We start from the raw sequence: 19,871 nt of genomic DNA, 5'->3' as shown, positions 1-19,871 counted from the left end.
AGTCCCCTCCTGACTCGTCTGGTGTGTCATGGTGCTCATGCCGTCCGGGCGGGCCGCTCGACCCGGGTGAACACCGACCAGACCATCAGGATCGGCCGGGTGTCCGAGATGAACTCCAGGCCGTTCAGCTCGGCCGACGGAACGGTGGTGAGCGCGAGGTCGGCGATGCCGTCGGAGGCCGCCTGAGCGGCGGCACTGGTCGAGGTCGAGTGGATCACCTTGTAGGTGCTGTGTCTGCGGGGCAGCAGCTGGTCGATGATCGGTTCGGGCGCGGGGTGCGTCGCGATGGTGGGGGCGTCCGGCACCGCGGCGTTGGGCGGCACGGCGATGCCGTACAGCGGGGTGTCCAGGACGAACACGTTGGCCAGTGCCAGGTCGGGGTCCATGTAGAACTGGTTGACCGCACTGTAGGCGTTGGCCACGATCACGTGCGTGACCCGGCCGTCGCGCAGGGCCGCTCCCGCCTCCTCGTAGGTGTCGAACAGGTGGATGGGGGGCTGGGAGCCGTCGGATCCGGAGAGGCGTATGAAGTGTCGCGCGGCGGCCTCGCTGCTCGTGCCCTGCGGTCCGAGGGTGCCCACGGCCGACACCTGGTCCGAGCCACGTAGGAGGGCCGTGAAGCTCAACAGCGTCATGCTTTGCTCCTTGAGGGCTGGCGATGAGGTGAGGCGGGAGTGGCGCGGACTTCCGGTACGTCCACGGGAAGGCGCCATTCGGGATGGGGCCCGTCGGCATGCCGGGTGACCGCGTCGTAGAGCGCGGCGAGCCGGCGGGTGACCTCGCCGACGGTGCCGTCCGCGATGACTCGGCCCGCGAGGCTGACCACCGGGACCACGCCCTTGCCTGTGGAGGAGAGGAAGACCTCGTCGGCGGTGAACACGTCCGACGGGCTCAGCTCGCGTTCGACGACCTCCGTACCGGATTCCCGGCACAGCGTGATCAAGGTGTCCCTCGTGATGCCCGGCAGTATGTCGCTGGTGCCGGGCGGGGTGAGGACCTGGCCGGCGGTCACGGCGAAGACGTTCGCGGTGGTCGCCTCGGCCACATGTCCCGAGCTGTCCAGCAGCAGTGCGTCGTCGTAACCGGCGGCACGGGCCTCGTCGGAGGCCAGCGCGCTGACCACATAGCCACCGGTGATCTTGTTCTGGGAGGGCAGTGCGTCGCGGGGCGGGCGCCGCCATGTGCTGAGTCCGCAGTGCGCCGCCTTCGCGATCCCGTAGGACGGGAAGCCGAACGTCGTGATGGACAGCCCGTCGGAGACGCCCGACAGCGAGACGCCGGGGGGCGTGTCGGGAAGCAGGGCGAGCTTGTGGGCCAGCGGCCGTACGTAGACGTCGCCCTCGTGGTTGTTGCGCCGGATCAGCTCGACGGTGAGGGCGATGAGGTCCTCGACATCGGTGGGGATGTCGGTGATACGCAGGATCCGGCAGGCACGCAGCATGCGTGCGTAGTGGTCGCGCACCCTGAACAGCTGCTGGGGGCCCTGGTCGCAACGGTAGGCGCGGATGCCCTCGAAGGTGCCGGTGCCGTAGTGCAGCGCCTGGGTGGACAGCGGCAGCCGTGGCTCGGCCGCCGGGACGAACTCGCCCCGGTCATAGGCCCATGCCCCGAGTGCGATCCCCGATGCCGGGCGCTTTTGCGGGCCGGTCGCGGTGTGGTCCGGGTGATGAGTGGTCATCGAGCCCTCGCCGCCGCGATGCGCTCGGCCGACGTGTTCTCCAGCGAGGACTCGGCGCGCAGATCCACGACCCGGGCGGCCTTCCAGCTCACCATGGCGCCGGTGCTCGTGATGGGGCCGGGAGAACCGGTCGTGACCGTCACAGGGGTGTCCAGCTCCCGGTTGCAGTCCTCGACGGCGGCTTCGACGGCATCCCAGTGGTCGCCGGCGGGGCCGGCCTGCAGGGTCAGCGACAGCACGTCCTGGCCGATGGCGTTCCGGTCCACGGTGACCTGGTAGTCCAGATAGCCCCGGAACCGGCGCAGCAACAGGTCTTCCAGGTCGTATCCGTTGACGAGGTGCCCGTTGAGGATGAGCCGGTCCCGGACCCTTCCGATGGCCTCAAGCGCCGGGGCCGGTACGGCGGCATCGGGGCCGGGGTCGGTCATCCGGACCATGTCGCCGGTGCGGTACCTGATGAGCGGTTTGGCGCCCGCGTAGAGGTTGGTCACGACGAGTTCGCCGCACCGGACGCCGTCCGCGTCCGGGGCCACCGGCTCGGTGCCTTCGGGCTCGATCACCTCGTAGTGGTTGATCAGGGGGGCGGTGCGGAGCGAGCCGTCCGCGGTGGCCGCCGCGAGCACCGACGCCTCCTGCGAGGCGTAGAGGCAGTTGCGTGCCTCGGCCCCCCACAGCTCGCCGATGTTCCGCAGCAGGCTGGGTGACATCAGTTCACCCGTGAGCATCAGGATGTCCAGCGAGAAGTCCCGCTTGAGGTCGAACCCCGCGTCCAGCGCCTTCTGCGCGAGGCTCATGGCCATGCCCGGGGTGCAGAACAGCCCGGTCAGGGGCAGGGAACGCATGAGCTCCAGCGCACGGTCGAAACCGACCAGCGGCGAGTGCGGCCACATCTTGGCCACCCCGTGGCCCAGGTTGCGGCAGACATCGCCGAACGTGTCCCCGGTCGCGTGCAGTTCGGTGGGGCCCGAGACTCCGATGACCTGGCCGTCCCCGTGCCGGCCGAGTACGTCGCGGTAGTACGCGGTGAGAACGGTGTTGTTGTGAATGGAGTCGGAGTTGGTGCGCGGGCACGGCGTCGCCGCTCCGGTCGTGCCGGTGGTCTCGTAGAAGATCCACGCCTGGGAGACCGGCAGGGACAGGATGTCGAGCTGGGCCTTCCTCAGGTCCTCCTTGGTGGTGAACGGAAGGGTCCGCAGGTCGTCGATGCTCAGTGCCGAGATCTCGTCGTCCGTGAGAGTCGACAGCCTTTCCCGGTAGAAGGGCGATCTGGCCCGTGCGTACGCCACGACCTCGCGCAGGCGGCGCGTCTGATGGTCCGTCAGTCGCGCGGCGTCCCACTCTCCGGAGGCAAAGGCGTCGAACTGGTCACGTAACTCCCTTGTGAGAGCCCCTGCTTCGGGGTCGTACTCGGTGAACACCCGGGTCTCCAATCGCTCGACTCGTAAGGAAGCGGTCACGCGTCGTTCAGATCGATTACCACCCAGTCGGAGATGGCTCGCCACAGCTCCACCGAGGCGCGGTGAAAACTATTGACCTGATACCTTTCCAGGGCTGCCAAATCGGGCAATACGCCGATGATGGCAAAGTCGTAGGAAATGTCGCGGTCGACTGTGTTCCAGCCCGTGCGCCAGGTGAGAAGCTCGGGAACGTTGCGCCCGACGTCATTCGCGAATTTCTCGGCCTCGATCACCGCCGGTGAGCTCCGCTCGAATCCGTCCTTGAGTTTGAAGAGAGCTATGTGCGTGATCATCGACACCCTTCACGCACGCCCCCGCAGGGCACTCGGGGAGTGTGCGGTTTAGTCGTTGTGGAGCGGAGGCCCCGACGGCACTTCCTGTGGAATCCCCTTGCAGCGATCATGCCGACACATCGGGTGCCGATCAATCGCACATTGTCGATGGTGTGTATCGAGGGATTGGATGAACCGCACGTTCGGACAAGCCCGGAGAGGGTGCATCCTGGAGAGGGAAGCCCAGCCGATATCCGTGCCCTACCGCAGGTCTCGTCCAGGGGCACAACATGCCGTCCCGATCAGCGATTTGACGAGTGCGGTGCGGTCCGCAAGGGCCGACGGGGAGGTCGGCCGGCGCCGTTGAAGGCGTGCCGAAGGAGTAGGGCGGAGCGAGCGGTTACAGGGCGGGGTGCCGAACCGCCATATGGTGGCGCGATGTTGAGGGCGGCGTCGGTTTGCGCCGCGCCGGGCTCGACCGGCCGTCCGGGCGCTCGCGGCGTGCATCGGACGGGCTTCAGGCGAGAGATGGTGCCGGTGCCGGGCCGCTGCAGGGCCTGTGCCGGGCCTGTGCCTTGTCGTGCGCGACGACGCACCGGAGGGTGCGGGCCCGGCTGCTGAGGCGTGGTTTCACCATGGCCAGGCCGACGGGTCCCGTGCAGGCGTGCTCGCGCGGGAGACCCGCCGCTGTCAGAGCATGACCAGAAACAAGGCGCGAAGGGCCGGAACTGGCTCCTCTACGGACACCCCGGAGAGCAGATGGTCACCCGGCCCCCGGGGACGCCGATGAGGAGCGCTCACAGTGAGGCGACCGGGCCGTCCGGCTGCCTCTGGCGTTGCGCGATCATCTCGCGGCTCAAGTCCTCCGTCTCCTGCTCGGAGAGGCGCTCGAAGCCGTCCTCGGTGATCACCGAGACGATGGGGAAGATCCGGCGGCTCAGGTCCGGGCCACCGGTGGCCGAGTCGTCGTCGGCCGCGTCATACAGAGCCTGCAGCGCGGCGAGCGCCGCCTCGCGGCGGGACATGTCCGGACGGTACAGCTTCTTCAGCGAGCCCCGGGCGTACGGGGATCCGGAACCCTCGGCGTAGAAGTCGGGCTTCTCGTACGGACCGCCGGTGACGTCGAAACTGAAGATGCGGCCGCGCTTTCCCTCGGGGGCGGACGGCTCGTACCCGGCGAGCAGCGGAACCACGGCGAGCCCCTGCATGGCCTGGCCGAGGTTCTGCCGGATCATCGTGGCCAGCCTGGTCGCCTTCGCGTTGAGGGTCATGGGGATGCCCTCGATCTTCTCGAAGTGCGTCAACTCGACCTGGAACAGCTTCACCAGGTCGATGGCGAGACCCACGGTGCCGGCGAACGCGACGGCGGTGTAGTCGTCCGTCGGGTGGACCTTCTCCAGGTCGCGCTGGGCGATGAGGTGCCCCATCGTCGCCCTGCGGTCGCCGGCGATCATCACTCCCTCGCCATAGGTGAGTGCCAATACCGTCGTGCCGTGCGGCACTTGGTCCGGCGCGGCCCGAACTCCCTCGGGCAGGACCGGGTGCAGGCTGAGCAGCTCAGGTCGGTAGGCGTGGACGAACTCGGTGAAGGAGCTTCCCGGGGCGAAGAACTCCGCGCCCAGGCGGCCTGCGGACTCGTGCCCAGTCATGTGTACCCTCCCGAAGCCCAGCGGACGATCAACTACTACCATGAACGGCTCTTCGGAAAACGCCGTCCGCCGCGAACGGCTTGTCCGAGAACCGCCGTCCCCTTGAACGGCTTGTCCGAGAACCGCCGCCCCCCTGAACGGCTGGTCCGGGAACCGCCGTCCGCCGTGAACGGCTCGTTGCCGACCGCGCCGACGAGGACGACGGCAGGGCCATGTCCCTTGTCCTGCAACACCCTTGCGTGCGGATCGCGGAGATCGAGGACGGCGATCCATGACCTGCTTCGCGGCCCCGCGTATTCCGCGTGGCGGCGCGCAGAACCCGTAGCCCTCCGGCCCCGCCGTTTCCCGCTTCCGTCCGCCGGCCGCGGGCGCGGAACCGGGCGTGCGCACGTGGCGGCGGGCGTGGCCGGGCATGCGCGAAATACCGAGCCAAATGGCACTGATTCAGACGCCTGTCGTCCCAGTGCATGCGTTGGATCATGGATCACATAAGGCGTTCCTGTGCATCGACAAAGCACGTTTGGAGATCGACTCCGGCTGTCGGATAGTAGGTGGACCAGCCCCCATTCCCATGTTCGGCATTGTGCTGGGCGCCTGCCTGTCCCCTTGAGACGGGGTTGACGGGTGGGTGCGGCTTCAGTCGCAAAATGTGGTGCAAGCCAAGCGCCCTGGAAAGGGAGATCGTGGCTCCATTGCTCGCTTATTCCGACTCCGTGCTCTTCCAGGTGGTCGACAATCCGGATCTCGAACTCCGTTGCAGCGCTGCGGAGTCGGAGCAGAAAGGAATCGAGCTGTGACGGTCACCACAGGAACATTGCACGGAAGGTTGCTGGAGTACGCCACCCAGGCCCCGGACGCGCCGGCGATCTACTCCGCCGCGGGCGTGATGACGTATGGAGAGCTTGACCGGCGATCCGCGCATCTGGCCGAGCAACTGGTGAGGGAAGGTGCGGGGCCGGGGGTACCGGTCGGCATCTGCGTGGAGCGGACACCGGATCTTTTCGTCGCCATTCTCGCGACCCTCCGCTCGGGCGCCTGCTACCTGCCGCTCGACCCCAAGTACCCGGACGAGCGACTGGCCTTCATGGTGGAGGACAGCGGCACGCGTCTGCTCCTGTCCACACCCGCGTCGGCGGACCGCTGCCCGGCCGGCCCCAGAACGCTGGTGCTCGGGGAGTCCGGCACCGCCGAGACGCGGTCCAGCGCCACGCGGGCCCCGGCCGCCACGGCTCCCACCGACACGGCGTACGTCATCTACACCTCCGGTTCCACGGGCCGGCCCAAGGGCGTCCCGATCAGGCACAGCAGCTGCGCGGCGATGCTGTCCGAGGCGGACCGGATCTTCGCGGAGTGCGATCTCAGTGGTGTGGCCGCCGTGAGCTCGATCTGCTTCGACCTGGCGGTCATGGAGTTCTTCGTGCCGCTCTCTCGTGGCGGCGGTGTGGTGTTGCTGGAGAGCGCGGTCCACCTTCTGGAGAGTCCGCATCTGCACCGGGTGACGCACATCAACTCCGTGCCGTCCGCGATGACGAGCCTGCTCGACGGGGGCAGCATGCCGACCGGGCTGCGGTCCGTGGTGCTCGGGGGCGAGCCGGTGCGCCGCCAACTCGTGGACCGGGTGTACGCGGAGTCGAAGGTGGAGCGGGTCTTCAACGGGTACGGCCCCACGGAGGGCACCGTCTTCTGCACCTTCAAACTGGTACCGCGCGACGAGGCCGGCGAACCGTCCATAGGCAGCCCCAGCTCCACCGCCCGGATCTACGTCCTGGACGACAGGCTGCGACCCCGGCCGCAGGGGGAGCCCGGGGAGCTCTATCTCGGCGGTGAAGGCCTGGCCTGGGGTTACCTCAACCGGCCGGGGCTGACCGCGGAACGTTTCGTACCGGACCCGCAGCTGGCCGGCGAGCGCATGTACCGCACAGGTGACATCGGCCGCTACCTGCCCGGCGGTGAACTGGAGTTCATCGGCCGCGCGGACCACCAGGTGAAAGTGCGCGGGTACCGCATCGAACTGGAGGAGGCCGAGGCCTGGCTGTCCGGATGCCCCGAGGTACGTGCGGCGGCGGTCGCGGTACAGGCGCGCGACGGACAGCCGCACGCGGGTTCACTGGTGGCGTACGTGGTGCCGGAGGAGCCTTGGGCGCGGGACGCCGAAGGCAAGGACCCCTGGCTGGACGAAAGCCTCCAGGGCCGTATCACCAAAAAACTGAGCGGGTCGCTGCCGGACTACATGGTCCCCGAGAAGGTGGTGTTCCTCGCCGAGCTTCCGGTGTCGCCCAACGGCAAACTCGACCGGGCGGCGCTGCCCGAGCCACCCGCGTCGGTCGCCTCGGCGACGAAGGAACCCCCGGGCACCCCGACCGAGGCCGCTCTCGTCGAGCTGTGGGCGCAACTCCTCGAACGTGACCCGCGGACGATCGGCGTCCACGACACGTTCTTCGACCTCGGCGGAGACTCGCTGCTGCTGATCCGGCTGGCCAAGCAGATGACCCGGCGGTTCGGAAAGAGGGTCGGGGTCTCGGACCTCTTCCGGTTCCGCGAGATCACCGCACTCGCCGACTGGCTGGACAACGGTGACGGTGCGGAGTCCGAAGCGATCACCGAGGCGAAGCGTCGCGCCTCGAACCGCCGCGCCGTCGTACGCGGCCGGGGCCGACCGTCGGCCGGCTGAGCCGATCCCGTGCACGACCACTGGCACGCACAGGAGGATTTCACGCCGATGCGGAACCCGTCAGAGCGAGACCACGGCGGAATCGATCCCGTCACCGTTCGGATCCCGACCCGATCTCCGGGAGCGGGCGACGAAGAACACGGCAAAAGGGCTGTGGCCGGCCCGGACCGGAGTGCTGCCACGATGTCGCTGCGGCACCGCCTCCGCAGGGGCGGCGGCCGACACGTGCATGGAGACTCCGGACGCTGTCCGGACCGGGCCCGGGAGACGGACCGGTGAGCACGGAACGCGTCGGCTCCTCCTCGGCCCGGGCCGTCCCGAGGGACGGAACGGGACCGGCTGATGTCACCTTCGACCTGGGCGATCCCGCCACGTTCGCGGAGCACGATCTCTCCGAGTTCTGGCGCGGGCTGAGGGACACCCACCCCGTCCACTGGAACCCGCCCACGCGACACCGCCGCGGATTCTGGGTCCTGTCCCGCCACGAGGACATCATGGCCGTCCACCGCGACGACGAGACCTTCACCTCGGAGCGCGGAAACGTCCTCGTCACCCTGCTGGAAGGCGGCGACGCGGGGGCGGGCAAGATGCTCGCGGTCACCGACGGCCCGCGGCACGAGCAGCTGCGCAAGATCCTGCTGAGATCCCTGGGACCACGGGTACTCCAACCCGTGGCGGACGCCGTACGGGCGAACACCCGTCAACTCGTCCGGGAGGCGGTCTCGCGTGACGAGTGCGACTTCGCCCTGGACATCGCCAGCCGTATCCCCATGACCACCATCTCCAATCTCCTCGGCGTCCCCGAGAGCGACCGCGACTTCCTGCTGAAGCAGACGAAGACCGCGCTGAGCGCCGATGACGACGACGTCGACGAGATGGAGTCGGCGATGGCGCGCAACGAGATCCTGCTCTACTTCATGGACCTGGTGGAGGAGCGACGAAGCGCCCCCGGGGACGACCTGATCAGCACGCTGGCCGCCAGCACGGTCGACGGGGCCGGGCTCAGCGACGAGGACGTCGTGCTCAACTGCTACAGCCTGATCATCGGCGGCGACGAGACCAGCCGGCTGACCATGATCGACAGCGTGTACTCGCTCGCCGCGCACCCGGAGCAGTGGCGGCGGTTGAAGGACGGCGACTGCTCGATCGACACGGCCGTCGACGAGGTACTGCGCTGGGCGTCCCCCTCGATGCACTTCGGCAGGAGCGCCGTGCGGGACACCGAGATCCACGGCGTCCGTATCGCCAAGGGGGACATCGTCACCCTGTGGCACATCTCGGCCAACCACGACGAACGGGTCTTCGACCGGCCCGACGTGTTCGACCTGGGACGCCGACCCAACAAACACATCTCGTTCGGCTACGGACCCCATTTCTGCGTCGGCTCCTATCTCGCCAAGATCGAGATAGCCGAACTCCTCATGGCCCTGCGGGACTTGGTCGCCGATGTCGAGCAGGCCGGCGACGCGCTGAGGATCCACTCGAACCTGCTGAACGGCTATCACAGCCTGCCGGTGCGACTGCGGCCGAACCACGTCGGACTGGCACGCGACGACGAGCTGAACGGAGCGAAGTGATGACGGGCAATCCGTTCGACACGGATGAAGGTGACTGGCAGGTGGTCGTCAACCACCAGGGACACCACGCGCTTTGGCGGCCTTTCCTGGATCTTCCGGCCGGCTGGGACATCGTCTTCTCGGACACCGGCCGGGAGGGCGCGCTGAACTACATCGAGCGGAACTGGAAGAGCCTCGGCCCGGTGGATCGGCCGGGGGAAGCGCCGTAAGGGGAGCTGGAATGTCGAAAGAGCGTGTAGCGCCGGACTTGCATGCTGTAACAGAGTTTCTGCTCTCTCGGGTCGTCGAGCTGCTGGACGTGTCCAGGAGCGAGGTGCATCGGGGGGTACCGGTCCATCGGTACGGACTGGACTCGATGAAGTCGGTGGCCCTTGCCGCGTCGCTGTCGGAGTTCGTCGGCTGGAAGGTCCCGGCCACGTGGATGTGGCAGTACCCGACCGTCGACGAGCTCGCCCGTGCGCTTGTCGACGGTCCTGGTACGGCCGAGCCCGCCCCGAGCGTCGACCGCCGCGCGGGATCGCATGAACCCATCGCGATCGTGGGCATCGGCTGCCGGTTCCCCGGCGGAGCGGACCCGTCCTCGTTCTGGCAGCTGCTGGTCGAGGGCGGCGACGCCGTCGGACCGGTGCCGCCCGCGCGCCGCGAGCTCCTGAACGACAGGGTGCGCTGGGGCGGGTTCATCGACGGAATCGACCAGTTCGATCCGCTGTTCTTCGGCATCTCACCCCGCGAAGCCGTCCAGATGGACCCGCAGCAGCGGCTCATCCTGGAGCTGTCCTGGGAGGCGCTGGAGGACGCGGGGATCGCGCCCCACAGCCTCGTCGGCAGCGACACCGGCGTCTTCATGGCCTCCTGCTGGGGCGACTACGCCGCCCTGGCGCACTACCGCGGCCCCGACAGCCAGATCACTCCGCACACCGCCACCGGCATGCACGACGGCATCATCGCCAACCGCGTCTCCTACATCCTCGGCCTGCAGGGCCCGAGCATGGCCATCGACGCCGCCTGCGCCGGATCGCTGGTCTCGGTGCACGTGGGATGCCAGTCGCTGTGGTTGGGCGAGAGCGATCTGGTGATCGCCGGTGGCGTGAACCTGAGCTTCGTCTCCGACTACTACACCGCCATGGACGCCATGGGCGCGCTCGCCCCGGACGGCCGCTGCAAGTCGTTCGACGCCCGCGCCAACGGCTACGTCCGCGGCGAGGGAGCCGGGGTCGTCGTCCTCGCCCCGCTGAGCGTGGCGCTCGAACGTGACCTACCGGTGTACTGCCTGATCAAGGGCAGCTCCTCCAACAACGACGGCCTGAGCAACGGCATGACCGCGCCGAACCCCCAGGCGCAGGAGAAGATGCTCCGTACCGCGTACCAGCGGGCCGGCATCGCACCGCACCTCGTGGACTACATCGAGTGCCACGGCTCCGCGACGCCCCTCGGCGACCCGATCGAGGCCAACGCCATCGGCGCGGTCCTCGGCGGTGACCGCGCCGAGCCGCTGCGGCTCGGTTCGGTCAAGTCCAACGTCGGGCACCTGGAGGCGGCGGCCGGCATCGTCGGCCTGGTCAAACTCGCGCTGTCGATGCGCAACGGCGTGCTCCCGCCGAGCCTGCACTACACCGCCCCCAACCCGCAGATCATGTTCGACGAGTACAACCTCACCGTCCAGGACCGGCTGACGCCGTGGCCGCGACGGTCCGACGCGCGCAGGGGCGGCGTCAGCTCGTTCGGCTTCGGCGGCGCGATCTGTCACGTCGCCGTCGAGGAACTGCCGCGTCCCGAGACCTCACTCCTCCTGCTGGCCGCGGACTCCCGCGAGGCGCTGGCCGAGCGGGTCGAGGCGCTGCGCGACGAGACCGACCTGCGCGCGATCTGCAGCCGGACACCTGGCGACGGAACCTTCCGGCTCGCGGCCACCGCCCGCGACATGTCCGAACTCAGGACACGGCTGGACGCCTTCACCGGCGGTACGACGGTCGCCGGGCTGAGCGTCGGGGAGAAGGCCGCGCGCAAGCCGCGGGTGGCGTTCCTGTTCTCCGGCAACGGTTCGCAGTGGGTGGGCATGGGCAGGCAACTGCTCGCCGGCATGCCCGTGTTCCGCCGGTCCATGATGCGCTGCGACCAACGGATGCGGGAGCTGCTGGGCTTCTCGCTCGTCGACCAGATGCTGGCACCTGACGGCCGTATCGACGACATGGACGTCTTCCAGCCGCTGCTGTTCTCCCTCCAGGTCGCGCTGGCCGAGGCCTGGCGCTCGCTGGGGGTGGAACCGGACGTCGTCGTGGGACAGAGCGTCGGTGAGTTCGCCGCCTCCCACATCGCCGGCGCACTCGACTTCGAGGACGCCTCCCACCTGGCCGCCCACCACGGCCGACTCCTCCAGCAGCTGGCCGTCGGACGCGGCGACGGCATCGTCGTCATGACCGGCGCGGACGAGGTCGAGCAGTACCTGACCGGCCGGCTCACGGTGTCCGGCTACAACGGCCTGAACTCCACCCTGGTCACCGGCACACCGCAGGAGATCGACGACCTCGTCCAGCGGCTGACCGACAAGGGCGTCACGAACCACCGGGTGCGGATGGGCCACGCACCGCACTCGCCCCTGATCGACCACGTCCTCGCCCCTTTGAGGGCCGAACTCGAAGGGCTCACGCCCCGTTCCACCCGCATCCCGATGATCTCGACGGTCACCGGTGAACCGGTCGAGGGCACGGAGCTCGGACCGGACTACTGGGCGAGCAACCTGCGCCAGGAGATCCGGGTGGTCGACGCCCTGAAGAACCTGCGGGGCCACGACATCGACGCGGTGATCGAACTCAGTCCGCACCCCGTCCTGCTGAAGTCGGTGTCGGAGATCCTCACGGCGGCCACCCTGCCCTCGCTCCGGCGCGGCGCCGACGAGGCCTCGACCCTGCTCGGCTCGCTCGGCGCCCTCTACACCGCCGGCCTCCCGGTGCCGGCCAACCCGTTCCTCGCGGGTGACCGGGGACGTCATGTCACGCCGAGCCGGTGCGACGTCGTCGCGGACGAGCAGGTCCACCTCGTCCCCGTCTCGGCGCACACGCCGGCCGCCCTGGCGGACACCTGCCGTGAGTTGTCCAACCACGTCGAACGCGACACGGGTTTGCGGGTCCGCGACCTCGCCTACACGCTCGCGACCAGACGCACCCACCACGGGCGACGGCTCGCGCTGCTCGCCCGCGACCGTCAGGACGTCCTGGACCAATTGGCCCGGGTCGCCGCCGGTCAGTCGCATCCGGACGTCGCCACGGGCTCGGTCTCCGGCAACGTCGACCGGCGGGTGGCGCTGGTGTTCTCCGGCGGCGGAACCCAGTGGGTCGGCATGGGGCGGGAGCTGATGCGCACGCACCCAGGGTTCCGCGCCTCGATGGAGGCGTGCGACGCCGCCGTGCGCCTGGCCGGCGGCTGCTCGGTGCTCGACCAGCTCGCCGCCCCGGCCGACGAGGCCAGGTTCGAGGAGATGGACTTCCAGCAGCCCGTCCTGTTCGCCCTGCAGGTCTCGCTGGCGAAGGTCTGGCTCGACCTCGGCATCGAACCGACCGCCGTCGTCGGGCACAGTCTGGGCGAGGTCGCCGCCGCGTGTGTCGCCGGAACACTGTCGCTGGACGACGCCGCCCGCGTCGTCGTGGCCCGGTCGCACCTGCTCGAACGGAAAGCGGCGCCCGGCGCCATGATCTCGGTCGACCTGCCGGAGCAGGAGCTGCTGCCGCGGCTCGCCCCGTACGCCGAGCACGCGGCCGTCGCCGTGGTCAACAGCCCCACCAGCGCCGCGGTCTCCGGCTCACCCGAAGCCGTACGCGCCCTGGAGGCCGACCTGCGGCGGGACGGCATCTCGACCAGGAACATCAGGGTCGAACGGCCGGTGCACAGCCCCGGCATGGATCCGCTCATCGAGCCGCTGCGCGAGCGCATCGACGGCATCACCCCCCTGGCCAACACCATCGAGTTCCGTTCCACGGCGCTGGCCGACACGGTGAACCCGGTCACCGACGTGGACTACTGGGTGCACAACCTGCGCAACCAGGTCCGGTTCGCCGAGACCATCGGTGCGCTGGTCGACGAGGGTGTCAGCACCTTCATCGAGATCGGCCCCCACGAGACGTTGCGCGGCGCGGTCGAGGAGATCGCGCTGACCCGCGGCGCCCAGGTGCACGCGATCAACTCGCTGCGCCGCGACGAGAGCGACGTCCGCTGCCTGCTGGCGGCCGTCGCGTCGCTGCACGTCAGGGGCATCCCGCTGACCTTCGACTCGTTGTTCGCCGACGACGTCGAGGTCGTGGAGACACCGCTCGTGCAGTGGCAGAAGGACCGCTACTGGCTGGACACCGCACCGCGCCGCGACCTCGCGCCGGCCGCTGCCCCGGCCGCCGAGACCGTGGCCCAGGCCCAGGCCGAGGCCGAGGTCGAGCCGGTGGAGAGTCGACCGGCCGCGGACAGGCCGGTGGCGGAGGTCGTCCTCGCCGAACTCGCCGACGCCCTGGGCGTACCGGTGAGCAGGTTCGACGGGAACGCCGGCCTGCGCGAGTTCGGCCTGGACTCGATGCTGGCGATCCGCCTCGTCAACAGGTTGCAGGCGCTGTTCGGGCAGCGGGTGTCGCCGGTGGTGTTCCTGGACGGCCGGACGATATCCGAGGTCGTCGCCCATGTCGTCGGGACCGTCGAGGGGACGACGCCGACCGTGGCGGCGCAGCCGGCCCCGACACCGGTTCCCGAGGTGGTGGCCGAGCCGACGCCCAGCGCCGAGCCGGCACCGGCGTTCCTCGACGACCTGTCCGAGCTGGATGCCGAGGAACTGGTGGAGGAACTGGCCGCGCGCGGTCTGCTCGACCCCACCGACGCCCCGGCGTCGGAGCAACTGCGCGCCGACGGTCTCGGGTTCGAACTGGCGCCGGCGTCGCACGGCCAGGCCTCGCTGTGGTTCATGCAGCAGGTCGATCCGGACGCGGTGCCCTACAACTTCATGGTGGCCGCCCGGATCAGGACCTCGGTCGACCAGGAGTCGCTCGACGACGCCGTACGGTCCGTGATGGAGCGGCACCCCGCGCTGCGGACGGTCTTCGTCGAGGTGGGCGGCCACCCGTACCAGGTCATCCTGGATGAACCGGTGTACGAGTTCATCGTGGTGGACAGCTCGGACCTGGACGACGAACAGGCCCGTGAGGAACTGGCCGAGTACGGGCACCAGCCCCTGGACATGGACAACGGGCCGCTGGTGCGGGTCGTGCTGATGACCCGTGGGCCGGCGGACCACTATCTGCTGGTGCTGGTGCACCACATCGCGTCCGACGCCGCGTCGGCCGATGTGATGATCCGTGAACTGCAGGAGTTCTACGAGGGCGCCGACCCCGCCGCGAGCGATCCGGTCCCCCCGTACACGGACTTCGTCGAGTGGGAGCGCCAGTGGCTGGCCGGTCCGGCGGCCGACGTGGCACTCAACTGGTGGTCGCAGCAGCTGGCCGACCCGCCCGCGCACGTCGATCTGTCCGCCGCGCAGCGCCCACCCGGGGTCACCTACGAGGGGCGCGACCTCACGTTCCGCTGGAGCGCCGAGGAGACCCGTCGGCTCAGGGAGTTCGCGGTGCGCGAGGGTGTGTCGATCAGCACCGTGGTGCTGGCCGGCTTCTTCGCCACGCTCAACCGCGCGGCCGGCGTCAAGGACTCCGTACTGGCCACCGCCATCGCCCAACGCGGCGAGCCCGGCTGGGAGTCGGCCATCGGCTACTACCTGAACACGGTGCTGGTGCGGGCGAAACCTGCCGGTGACCGCACTTTCCGGGACCTGCTGGGTGAGGTCCACGCCTTCTCCCTCGGTCTGCTCGAGCACATGAACTACCCGCTCGACCGGCTGGCGTCCGTCCTGAAACCACCCAGGTCCGAAGGGCGACCCCCGTGGTTCGACGTCGCGGTGAACTGGCTGTCCTCGGACGCGTTTCCCCGCTCCACCAAGCTCTTCCACGGCCGGGGCGACACCATCGCCCCCGACAGCGCACTGCCGCTCGAACCGATGGCCGTGCGCCGGCACATCGCCAAGTTCGACCTGGAAATCTCGATGGCCGACATCGACGGCGAGGCGTTCGGCCACGTCCAGTACAAACCCCGCTACCTGGAGAAGGAGACCGTGACGGAGCTCCTCGCGCTGTACCGCACGGTGCTCTTCGCATCGATGGCCCAGCCCGACCTGGCACTGGAGGACATCGCGCCGAGCAGCGGTCCCGAGGGGACGGGCCGGTGAAGGAGTCCCCGTACGCCGAGTTCCTCGATCGAGCGGCCAAGAAGACCGAACCCGTCAAGGCAGGAGCCTTCCATGTCCGACAGCCCTGAGCAGAGCTACGACCCGGGTGACGTGGCCGTCATCGGTATGTCCGTGCGGGCGCCCGGGGCCCGCACCAAGGAAGAGTTCTGGGACAACCTCGTACACGGCAGGGAGTCCGTGTCGATCCTCGACAAGGACGACATCCACGTCGACGAGACCCTGATCCACAGCCCGTTCTACGTCCCGGCCTGCGGCGTGCTCGACACCTACGACAAGTTCGATCCGTCGGTGTTCGGCATCAGCGACCGGATGGCCGCCGCGATGACCCCGGAGAACCGGCTGTTCCTGGAGAGCGCGTGGGAGGCCCTGGAGGACGGCGGGTACGACCCGGATCGCGTCGAGGGCGAGGTGGGCATCTACGGCGCCAACAACGCGCAGACCGCCGCGCTCTACAGTTCCCCGCCGGACCGCGTGTCCGTCGGCCCGGAGGCGATGGAGGCCGGCGCGGCATGGTCGCCGGACACCATGACGTCCAACGCGCTGTACTACATGGGGCTGAAGGGCGAGGCCGTCACCCTCGCGGCCGTCTGCGCGGGCTTCCACTATTCGGTGCACATGGCCTGCCAGTCGCTGCTGCTCGGCCAGACCGACATGGCGATCGCCGGTGGCGCGATGGTCCGCCTGCCGCACCCTCGGGGGCATCTGTGGGAGGAGAACCGCATCCTGTCCAAGGACGGGCACTGCCGTCCGTTCGACGCCAACGGCACCGGCACCGTGCTGTCCAGCGGCGTCGTCACCGTGCTGCTCAAGCCTCTGGACGCGGCCGTCACGGACCGCGACCACATCTACGCCGTGGTCAAGGGTTCGGCCGTCAACAACAACGGCGTCAGCGCGGTGGCCTACGGTCTGGCGCAGCCCGAACGGCTGAGCGCGTGCATCGCCAACGCCATGCAGGTCGGTGGCGTCACCCCGGACACCGTCTCCATGTACGAGGCCAACGGGCTCGGTCTGCCGATGACCGACGAACTGGAGGTGCACGCGGCGAGCATGGCGTTCGGCAAGACCAACGCCATCACCTCGATCGGCGGCGTCAAGGGCAACGTGGGCCACGGCGGTGTCGTGTCGGGCGGCTTCGGCGCGATGAAGGCAGCGATGGCCCTGTACCACAAGACGCTGCCGGCGACGATCAACCTGACCGAGGTCAACGAGGACATCGGCTTCCCCAGCACCCCGTTCGTGCCGCAGATCGAGGCGGCGGACTGGGAGACGGAGTCCGGCATCCGCCGTGCGGGCATCACATCCATCGGCGGCGGTGGCTACAACGCGCACCTGGTGCTGGAGGAGCCGCCGAACGGCGTCGAACGCGCTCCCGAGGCCGAGGGAAGGCCGCGACTGGCCACGCTGTCCGCCCTGGACGACGAAGCGCTGGCTCGTCAGCGCGCGCGGCTGAAGGACTGGCTCGTCGCCAACCCCGACCTGCGCCTGGACGACGTCTGCTTCAGTCTCACCATGGGCCGCAAGGTGATGGACCGCCGCTGGGCTGCCGTGGTCCGCAGCCGCGCGGAGCTGATCGCCGCGCTGTCCGACGACGCCCCCCGCGGCCTGGCCACCGAGACCGCGGCCGCGCCGCAGGCGAACGTGGATTCCCTGCAGCGCAACGACAACGGGATCGTGCCGTCCGGAAACGACGGACTGGCGCTGTCCGATCTGGCCGCCGCCTGGGTGACCGGCCGGCGCGTGGACTTCGCCTCCCTGCACCTGGGGGAGGACAGCCACCGCGTGCCGCTGCCCACGTACCCGTTCAGGCCGCGCAGGTTCTGGCGCACGGACTGGTGACATGAGCACACCGGCGCCGGCCGTGCCGGACCCGGGCGACCCGACCCCATGGGCGGGCCGCGGCCGCAAAGGGTCCCGGCGCATCCATCGGGTCGCCGCCCCCGTACACCGGAGGTGTCGTGCCGGCGGACGCCGGGGCCCGGTGCTTGCGCTGCGGTGACGTCACGGCGGTCCGCCGGAACGCCCTGAACCGTTCTCGATCCCCGATCGGCTCAGAGCGTCCGACCCCGGCGGCACCCGGGACAGGCACATGGCCCTTGGTCACGGCCCCGCTTCCGCTGCCCACCCGAGACGAACGCCGCCGGCGCGAGCCCGCCACGCCGGCGGCGGGCCCGCCAGGCCGGACGCGGGGCCGCCGCCGACCGGTGCGAACGCGGCGACACGGCGCGGGAGTTGCCCCGGGTCACGTACCACGGTCGACCGAGCCGTCCTCGATCGAACCGGTCCTGCGCCTCGGACGAGCGCTCGTGCCCGTACCGAAGAGACACCTACCCGACCAGCGACCACCGGGAGCGCGAGTGAACATCTACATTTCAGGACAGGGGGGATTCGCGGTGGAGGTCGCGGATGCCCTGCTGGACGAAGGCCACAAGATAATCGGCGCAGCCGCCCCGCGCCTGCGCAAGGGGCACTCCGACGAGAGCAACGCGATGTCCTGGGACCGCCTGCGTGCCTGGGCGTACCCCAGGGGTATCCAGTGGACGGACTCGGCCGAGCTCCGCGCGATGCACATCCCGGACGGGGTGGACATCATCGTCGCCGCGCATTCGCACGCCTTCATCGGCCGCCGGACGCGCGCGAGGGCCGCCGTCGCCACCATCGGCTATCACCCCAGCCTCCTGCCGCTGCACCGCGGCCGGGACGCGATCCGCTGGACGATCCGCGACGGCGACAGGGTGACCGGCGGCAGCGTCTACCACCTCACCGAACGTACGGACGCCGGCCCGCTCGCCGCCCAGGAGCATGTGTTCGTGCCTCCCGGCTCGACCGCGCAGAGCCTGTGGCGCGACCACCTGGCTCCCCTCGGCGTGCGGTTGCTGGTGCGCGTGGTCGCCGACCTCGCCGAGGGCAGGCGGATCGAGGTGCCGCAGGACGAGAAGCTTGCGACCTGGGAGCCTGCGATGGACTCGGCGCCGCTGTTCAAACCCGAACTCATCGCGCTGCCCGGAGCGACGCCCGTGGACGGCAGCAAGTGGGCGCTGCACGCACAGTGAAGCCACGAGCGCGGAGCACGCGTCCGGTGCCGTCCAGGACGCCGGCCGGCTCAGCCGGTCGTGATCGGAACGTAGATCTGCTGGGCGGTCGTACGGAGGGCTGCCACGAAGTCACGCGCACGCCGGGTCGGCTTGCTGTCCCGCAAGGTCTGTACGCCGATGGACAGGTGGGGGAGGTCGTCGGTGATCTCCACCAGGGCGGTCCGGCTGCCGTCCGGAGTGTCCAGTGACTGGGGTCTGTGATGGGTCAACACGAATCCGACACCGGCCCCCGCCAATGCGCGCATCGTCTCCATTCCGGTTGCGGAAATGATCTGGGGCATGGGGATTTCGGCTTTCCGGAAGGCGCTCTCCACGTATGTGTAGTAACACGAGGAGGGTATGTCCGCCATCAGGATGGGATCGCTCGCCAGATCGGCCAACGAGATCATCTTCGCATCGGCCAACGGATGACTCTCGGCGATGAGCGCATACAGCTTGGGCCGGATCAGTTCTGTGAACCTGGTCTTCTCCGACGAAGTGGTGCTGTATGTGACGGCTAATTCACACGTGCCGTTCAAGAGCAGGTCTATCGGCGAGTGGACGTCATGGACGTTCACCGTCAGCCGGGGGTGGGAATCGGCGACCCGGGACAGGGTTCTCGGCATCAGGAACGAGGTGATCGAGTAATAGGATGCGATGTCGAGGCACCCTGCGGACTCGCCCTGGAGCCTGCTGCTGTAGTGATTCAGGGCATGAGCCTGCCTGAGGATCGCCCGCGCGTCGTTGATGAGCAACTTCCCGACCGGGGTCAGGCTGACACCTTTGGCGTGGTGGCGCACGAGCAGCTGGTTCGCGAGCTGTCTCTCCAGTCGCTGGATCGCGGCGGACACCGCGGACTGGGAGGCGTGGAGGCGCTCGGCGGCCTCGGATATGTTTCCGGTCTCGGCGATGGTCACGAAGTAGAGAAGCTGTGTGAGGCTGAACTCCGGCCGACGGCCCATCCGAGGTGGTCCTTTCGTTCCCGAACAGAACTTGGACCGCTGCTTTCCGTGAACGGAAAGGACAGCAGCCTTTGCGAGATATCCGTGGAATCCAACTATCAGGATTTTTGGTGTCTACCGGGGGAGTCCTGGGCGGCGTCCTGCTGAAATTTGCCTACGTGCGGGCGGGTGAGGTGGCTGTGTATGTGGCGGGTCGAGACTCCCCGTTGTGGGCGCGGTGCTGATCAGCACGGCTCGGCGGTTTCCAATTTTTATGAACGTGGCGC

General features: G+C 69.1%; 12 protein-coding genes. 6 read left to right on the top strand and 6 right to left on the bottom strand.

The genetic code is table 11. The features are described from left to right. Window positions 1-35: 35 nt before the first annotated feature. The 5 genes from ACFYNL_RS34050 to prcB all read right to left on the bottom strand — a co-directional run bounded on the left by ACFYNL_RS34050 (window position 36) and on the right by prcB (window position 5,056). A complete protein-coding gene (locus ACFYNL_RS34050; protein ID WP_388810487.1) occupies window positions 36-635 on the bottom strand; it encodes a hypothetical protein in 600 nt (199 codons plus the stop codon). After that, entirely contained in the window at window positions 632-1,678 is a 1,047-nt protein-coding gene (locus ACFYNL_RS34045; RefSeq protein ID WP_388810484.1) for an aminotransferase class IV, read from the bottom strand. The genes ACFYNL_RS34050 and ACFYNL_RS34045 overlap by 4 nt, the downstream gene beginning before the upstream one ends. Further along, a complete protein-coding gene (locus tag ACFYNL_RS34040; RefSeq protein ID WP_388810481.1) occupies window positions 1,675-3,096 on the bottom strand; it encodes a phenylacetate--CoA ligase family protein in 1,422 nt (473 codons plus the stop codon). The genes ACFYNL_RS34045 and ACFYNL_RS34040 overlap by 4 nt, the downstream gene beginning before the upstream one ends. Before the next feature lie 35 nt (window positions 3,097-3,131). After that, entirely contained in the window at window positions 3,132-3,428 is a 297-nt protein-coding gene (locus tag ACFYNL_RS34035; protein WP_388810479.1) for a Dabb family protein, read from the bottom strand. Between the two features lie 776 nt (window positions 3,429-4,204). Next, the gene (gene prcB / locus ACFYNL_RS34030) at window positions 4,205-5,056 is read right to left on the bottom strand and encodes a proteasome subunit beta (protein WP_388810477.1); all 852 of its coding nucleotides are present in this window, start codon (window positions 5,054-5,056) and stop codon (window positions 4,205-4,207) included. 793 nt (window positions 5,057-5,849) lie between these two features. Here prcB and ACFYNL_RS34025 point away from each other — a divergent pair. The 6 genes from ACFYNL_RS34025 (at window position 5,850) to ACFYNL_RS34000 (ending at window position 18,622) form a co-directional block, all read left to right on the top strand. Beyond that, window positions 5,850-7,727, top strand: coding sequence for a non-ribosomal peptide synthetase (locus tag ACFYNL_RS34025; RefSeq protein WP_388810475.1), 1,878 nt, complete (start codon window positions 5,850-5,852; stop codon window positions 7,725-7,727). Between the two features lie 275 nt (window positions 7,728-8,002). Next, a complete protein-coding gene (locus ACFYNL_RS34020; protein ID WP_388810473.1) occupies window positions 8,003-9,304 on the top strand; it encodes a cytochrome P450 in 1,302 nt (433 codons plus the stop codon). Further along, window positions 9,304-9,513 (top strand): MbtH family protein, encoded by a 210-nt coding sequence (locus ACFYNL_RS34015; RefSeq protein ID WP_388810471.1) that lies wholly within the window; start codon window positions 9,304-9,306, stop codon window positions 9,511-9,513. The genes ACFYNL_RS34020 and ACFYNL_RS34015 overlap by 1 nt, the downstream gene beginning before the upstream one ends. A gap of 38 nt (window positions 9,514-9,551) precedes the next feature. Then, window positions 9,552-15,551 (top strand): acyltransferase domain-containing protein, encoded by a 6,000-nt coding sequence (locus ACFYNL_RS34010; RefSeq protein WP_388810468.1) that lies wholly within the window; start codon window positions 9,552-9,554, stop codon window positions 15,549-15,551. A gap of 72 nt (window positions 15,552-15,623) precedes the next feature. Beyond that, window positions 15,624-17,408: a beta-ketoacyl synthase N-terminal-like domain-containing protein gene (locus tag ACFYNL_RS34005; protein ID WP_388810465.1), complete on the top strand. Its 1,785-nt coding sequence runs from the start codon at window positions 15,624-15,626 to the stop codon at window positions 17,406-17,408. A gap of 518 nt (window positions 17,409-17,926) precedes the next feature. Further along, window positions 17,927-18,622 carry a formyltransferase family protein gene (locus ACFYNL_RS34000; RefSeq protein ID WP_388810463.1) on the top strand — a complete coding sequence of 232 codons (696 nt, stop codon included), beginning with the start codon at window positions 17,927-17,929 and terminating at the stop codon, window positions 18,620-18,622. 50 nt (window positions 18,623-18,672) lie between these two features. On the opposite strand, the gene ACFYNL_RS33995 is transcribed toward ACFYNL_RS34000, so the two are convergent. After that, on the bottom strand, window positions 18,673-19,605 hold the full coding sequence (locus ACFYNL_RS33995) for a LysR family transcriptional regulator (protein ID WP_388810460.1): 933 nt from the start codon (window positions 19,603-19,605) through the stop codon (window positions 18,673-18,675). Between the last annotated feature and the right edge of the window lie 266 nt (window positions 19,606-19,871).

The organism is Streptomyces sp. NPDC007808 (genome assembly GCF_042868655.1).
In the GTDB taxonomy this organism is placed as follows: Bacteria; Actinomycetota; Actinomycetes; order Streptomycetales; family Streptomycetaceae; genus Streptomyces.
This window is presented reverse-complemented; position numbering and strand designations above follow the sequence as displayed.

Bases quoted from the DNA above. Each gene is read 5' to 3' on its own strand.
- ACFYNL_RS34050 (WP_388810487.1), bottom strand. From the start codon at position 635: ATGACGCTGTTGAGCTTCACGGCCCTCCTACGTGGCTCGGACCAGGTG.
- prcB (WP_388810477.1), bottom strand. From the start codon at position 5,056: ATGACTGGGCACGAGTCCGCAGGCCGCCTGGGCGCGGAGTTCTTCGCC.
- ACFYNL_RS34015 (WP_388810471.1), top strand. From the start codon at position 9,304: ATGACGGGCAATCCGTTCGACACGGATGAAGGTGACTGGCAGGTGGTC.
- ACFYNL_RS33995 (WP_388810460.1), bottom strand. From the start codon at position 19,605: ATGGGCCGTCGGCCGGAGTTCAGCCTCACACAGCTTCTCTACTTCGTG.
- ACFYNL_RS34005 (WP_388810465.1), top strand. From the start codon at position 15,624: ATGTCCGACAGCCCTGAGCAGAGCTACGACCCGGGTGACGTGGCCGTC.
- ACFYNL_RS34045 (WP_388810484.1), bottom strand. From the start codon at position 1,678: ATGACCACTCATCACCCGGACCACACCGCGACCGGCCCGCAAAAGCGC.
- ACFYNL_RS34035 (WP_388810479.1), bottom strand. From the start codon at position 3,428: ATGATCACGCACATAGCTCTCTTCAAACTCAAGGACGGATTCGAGCGG.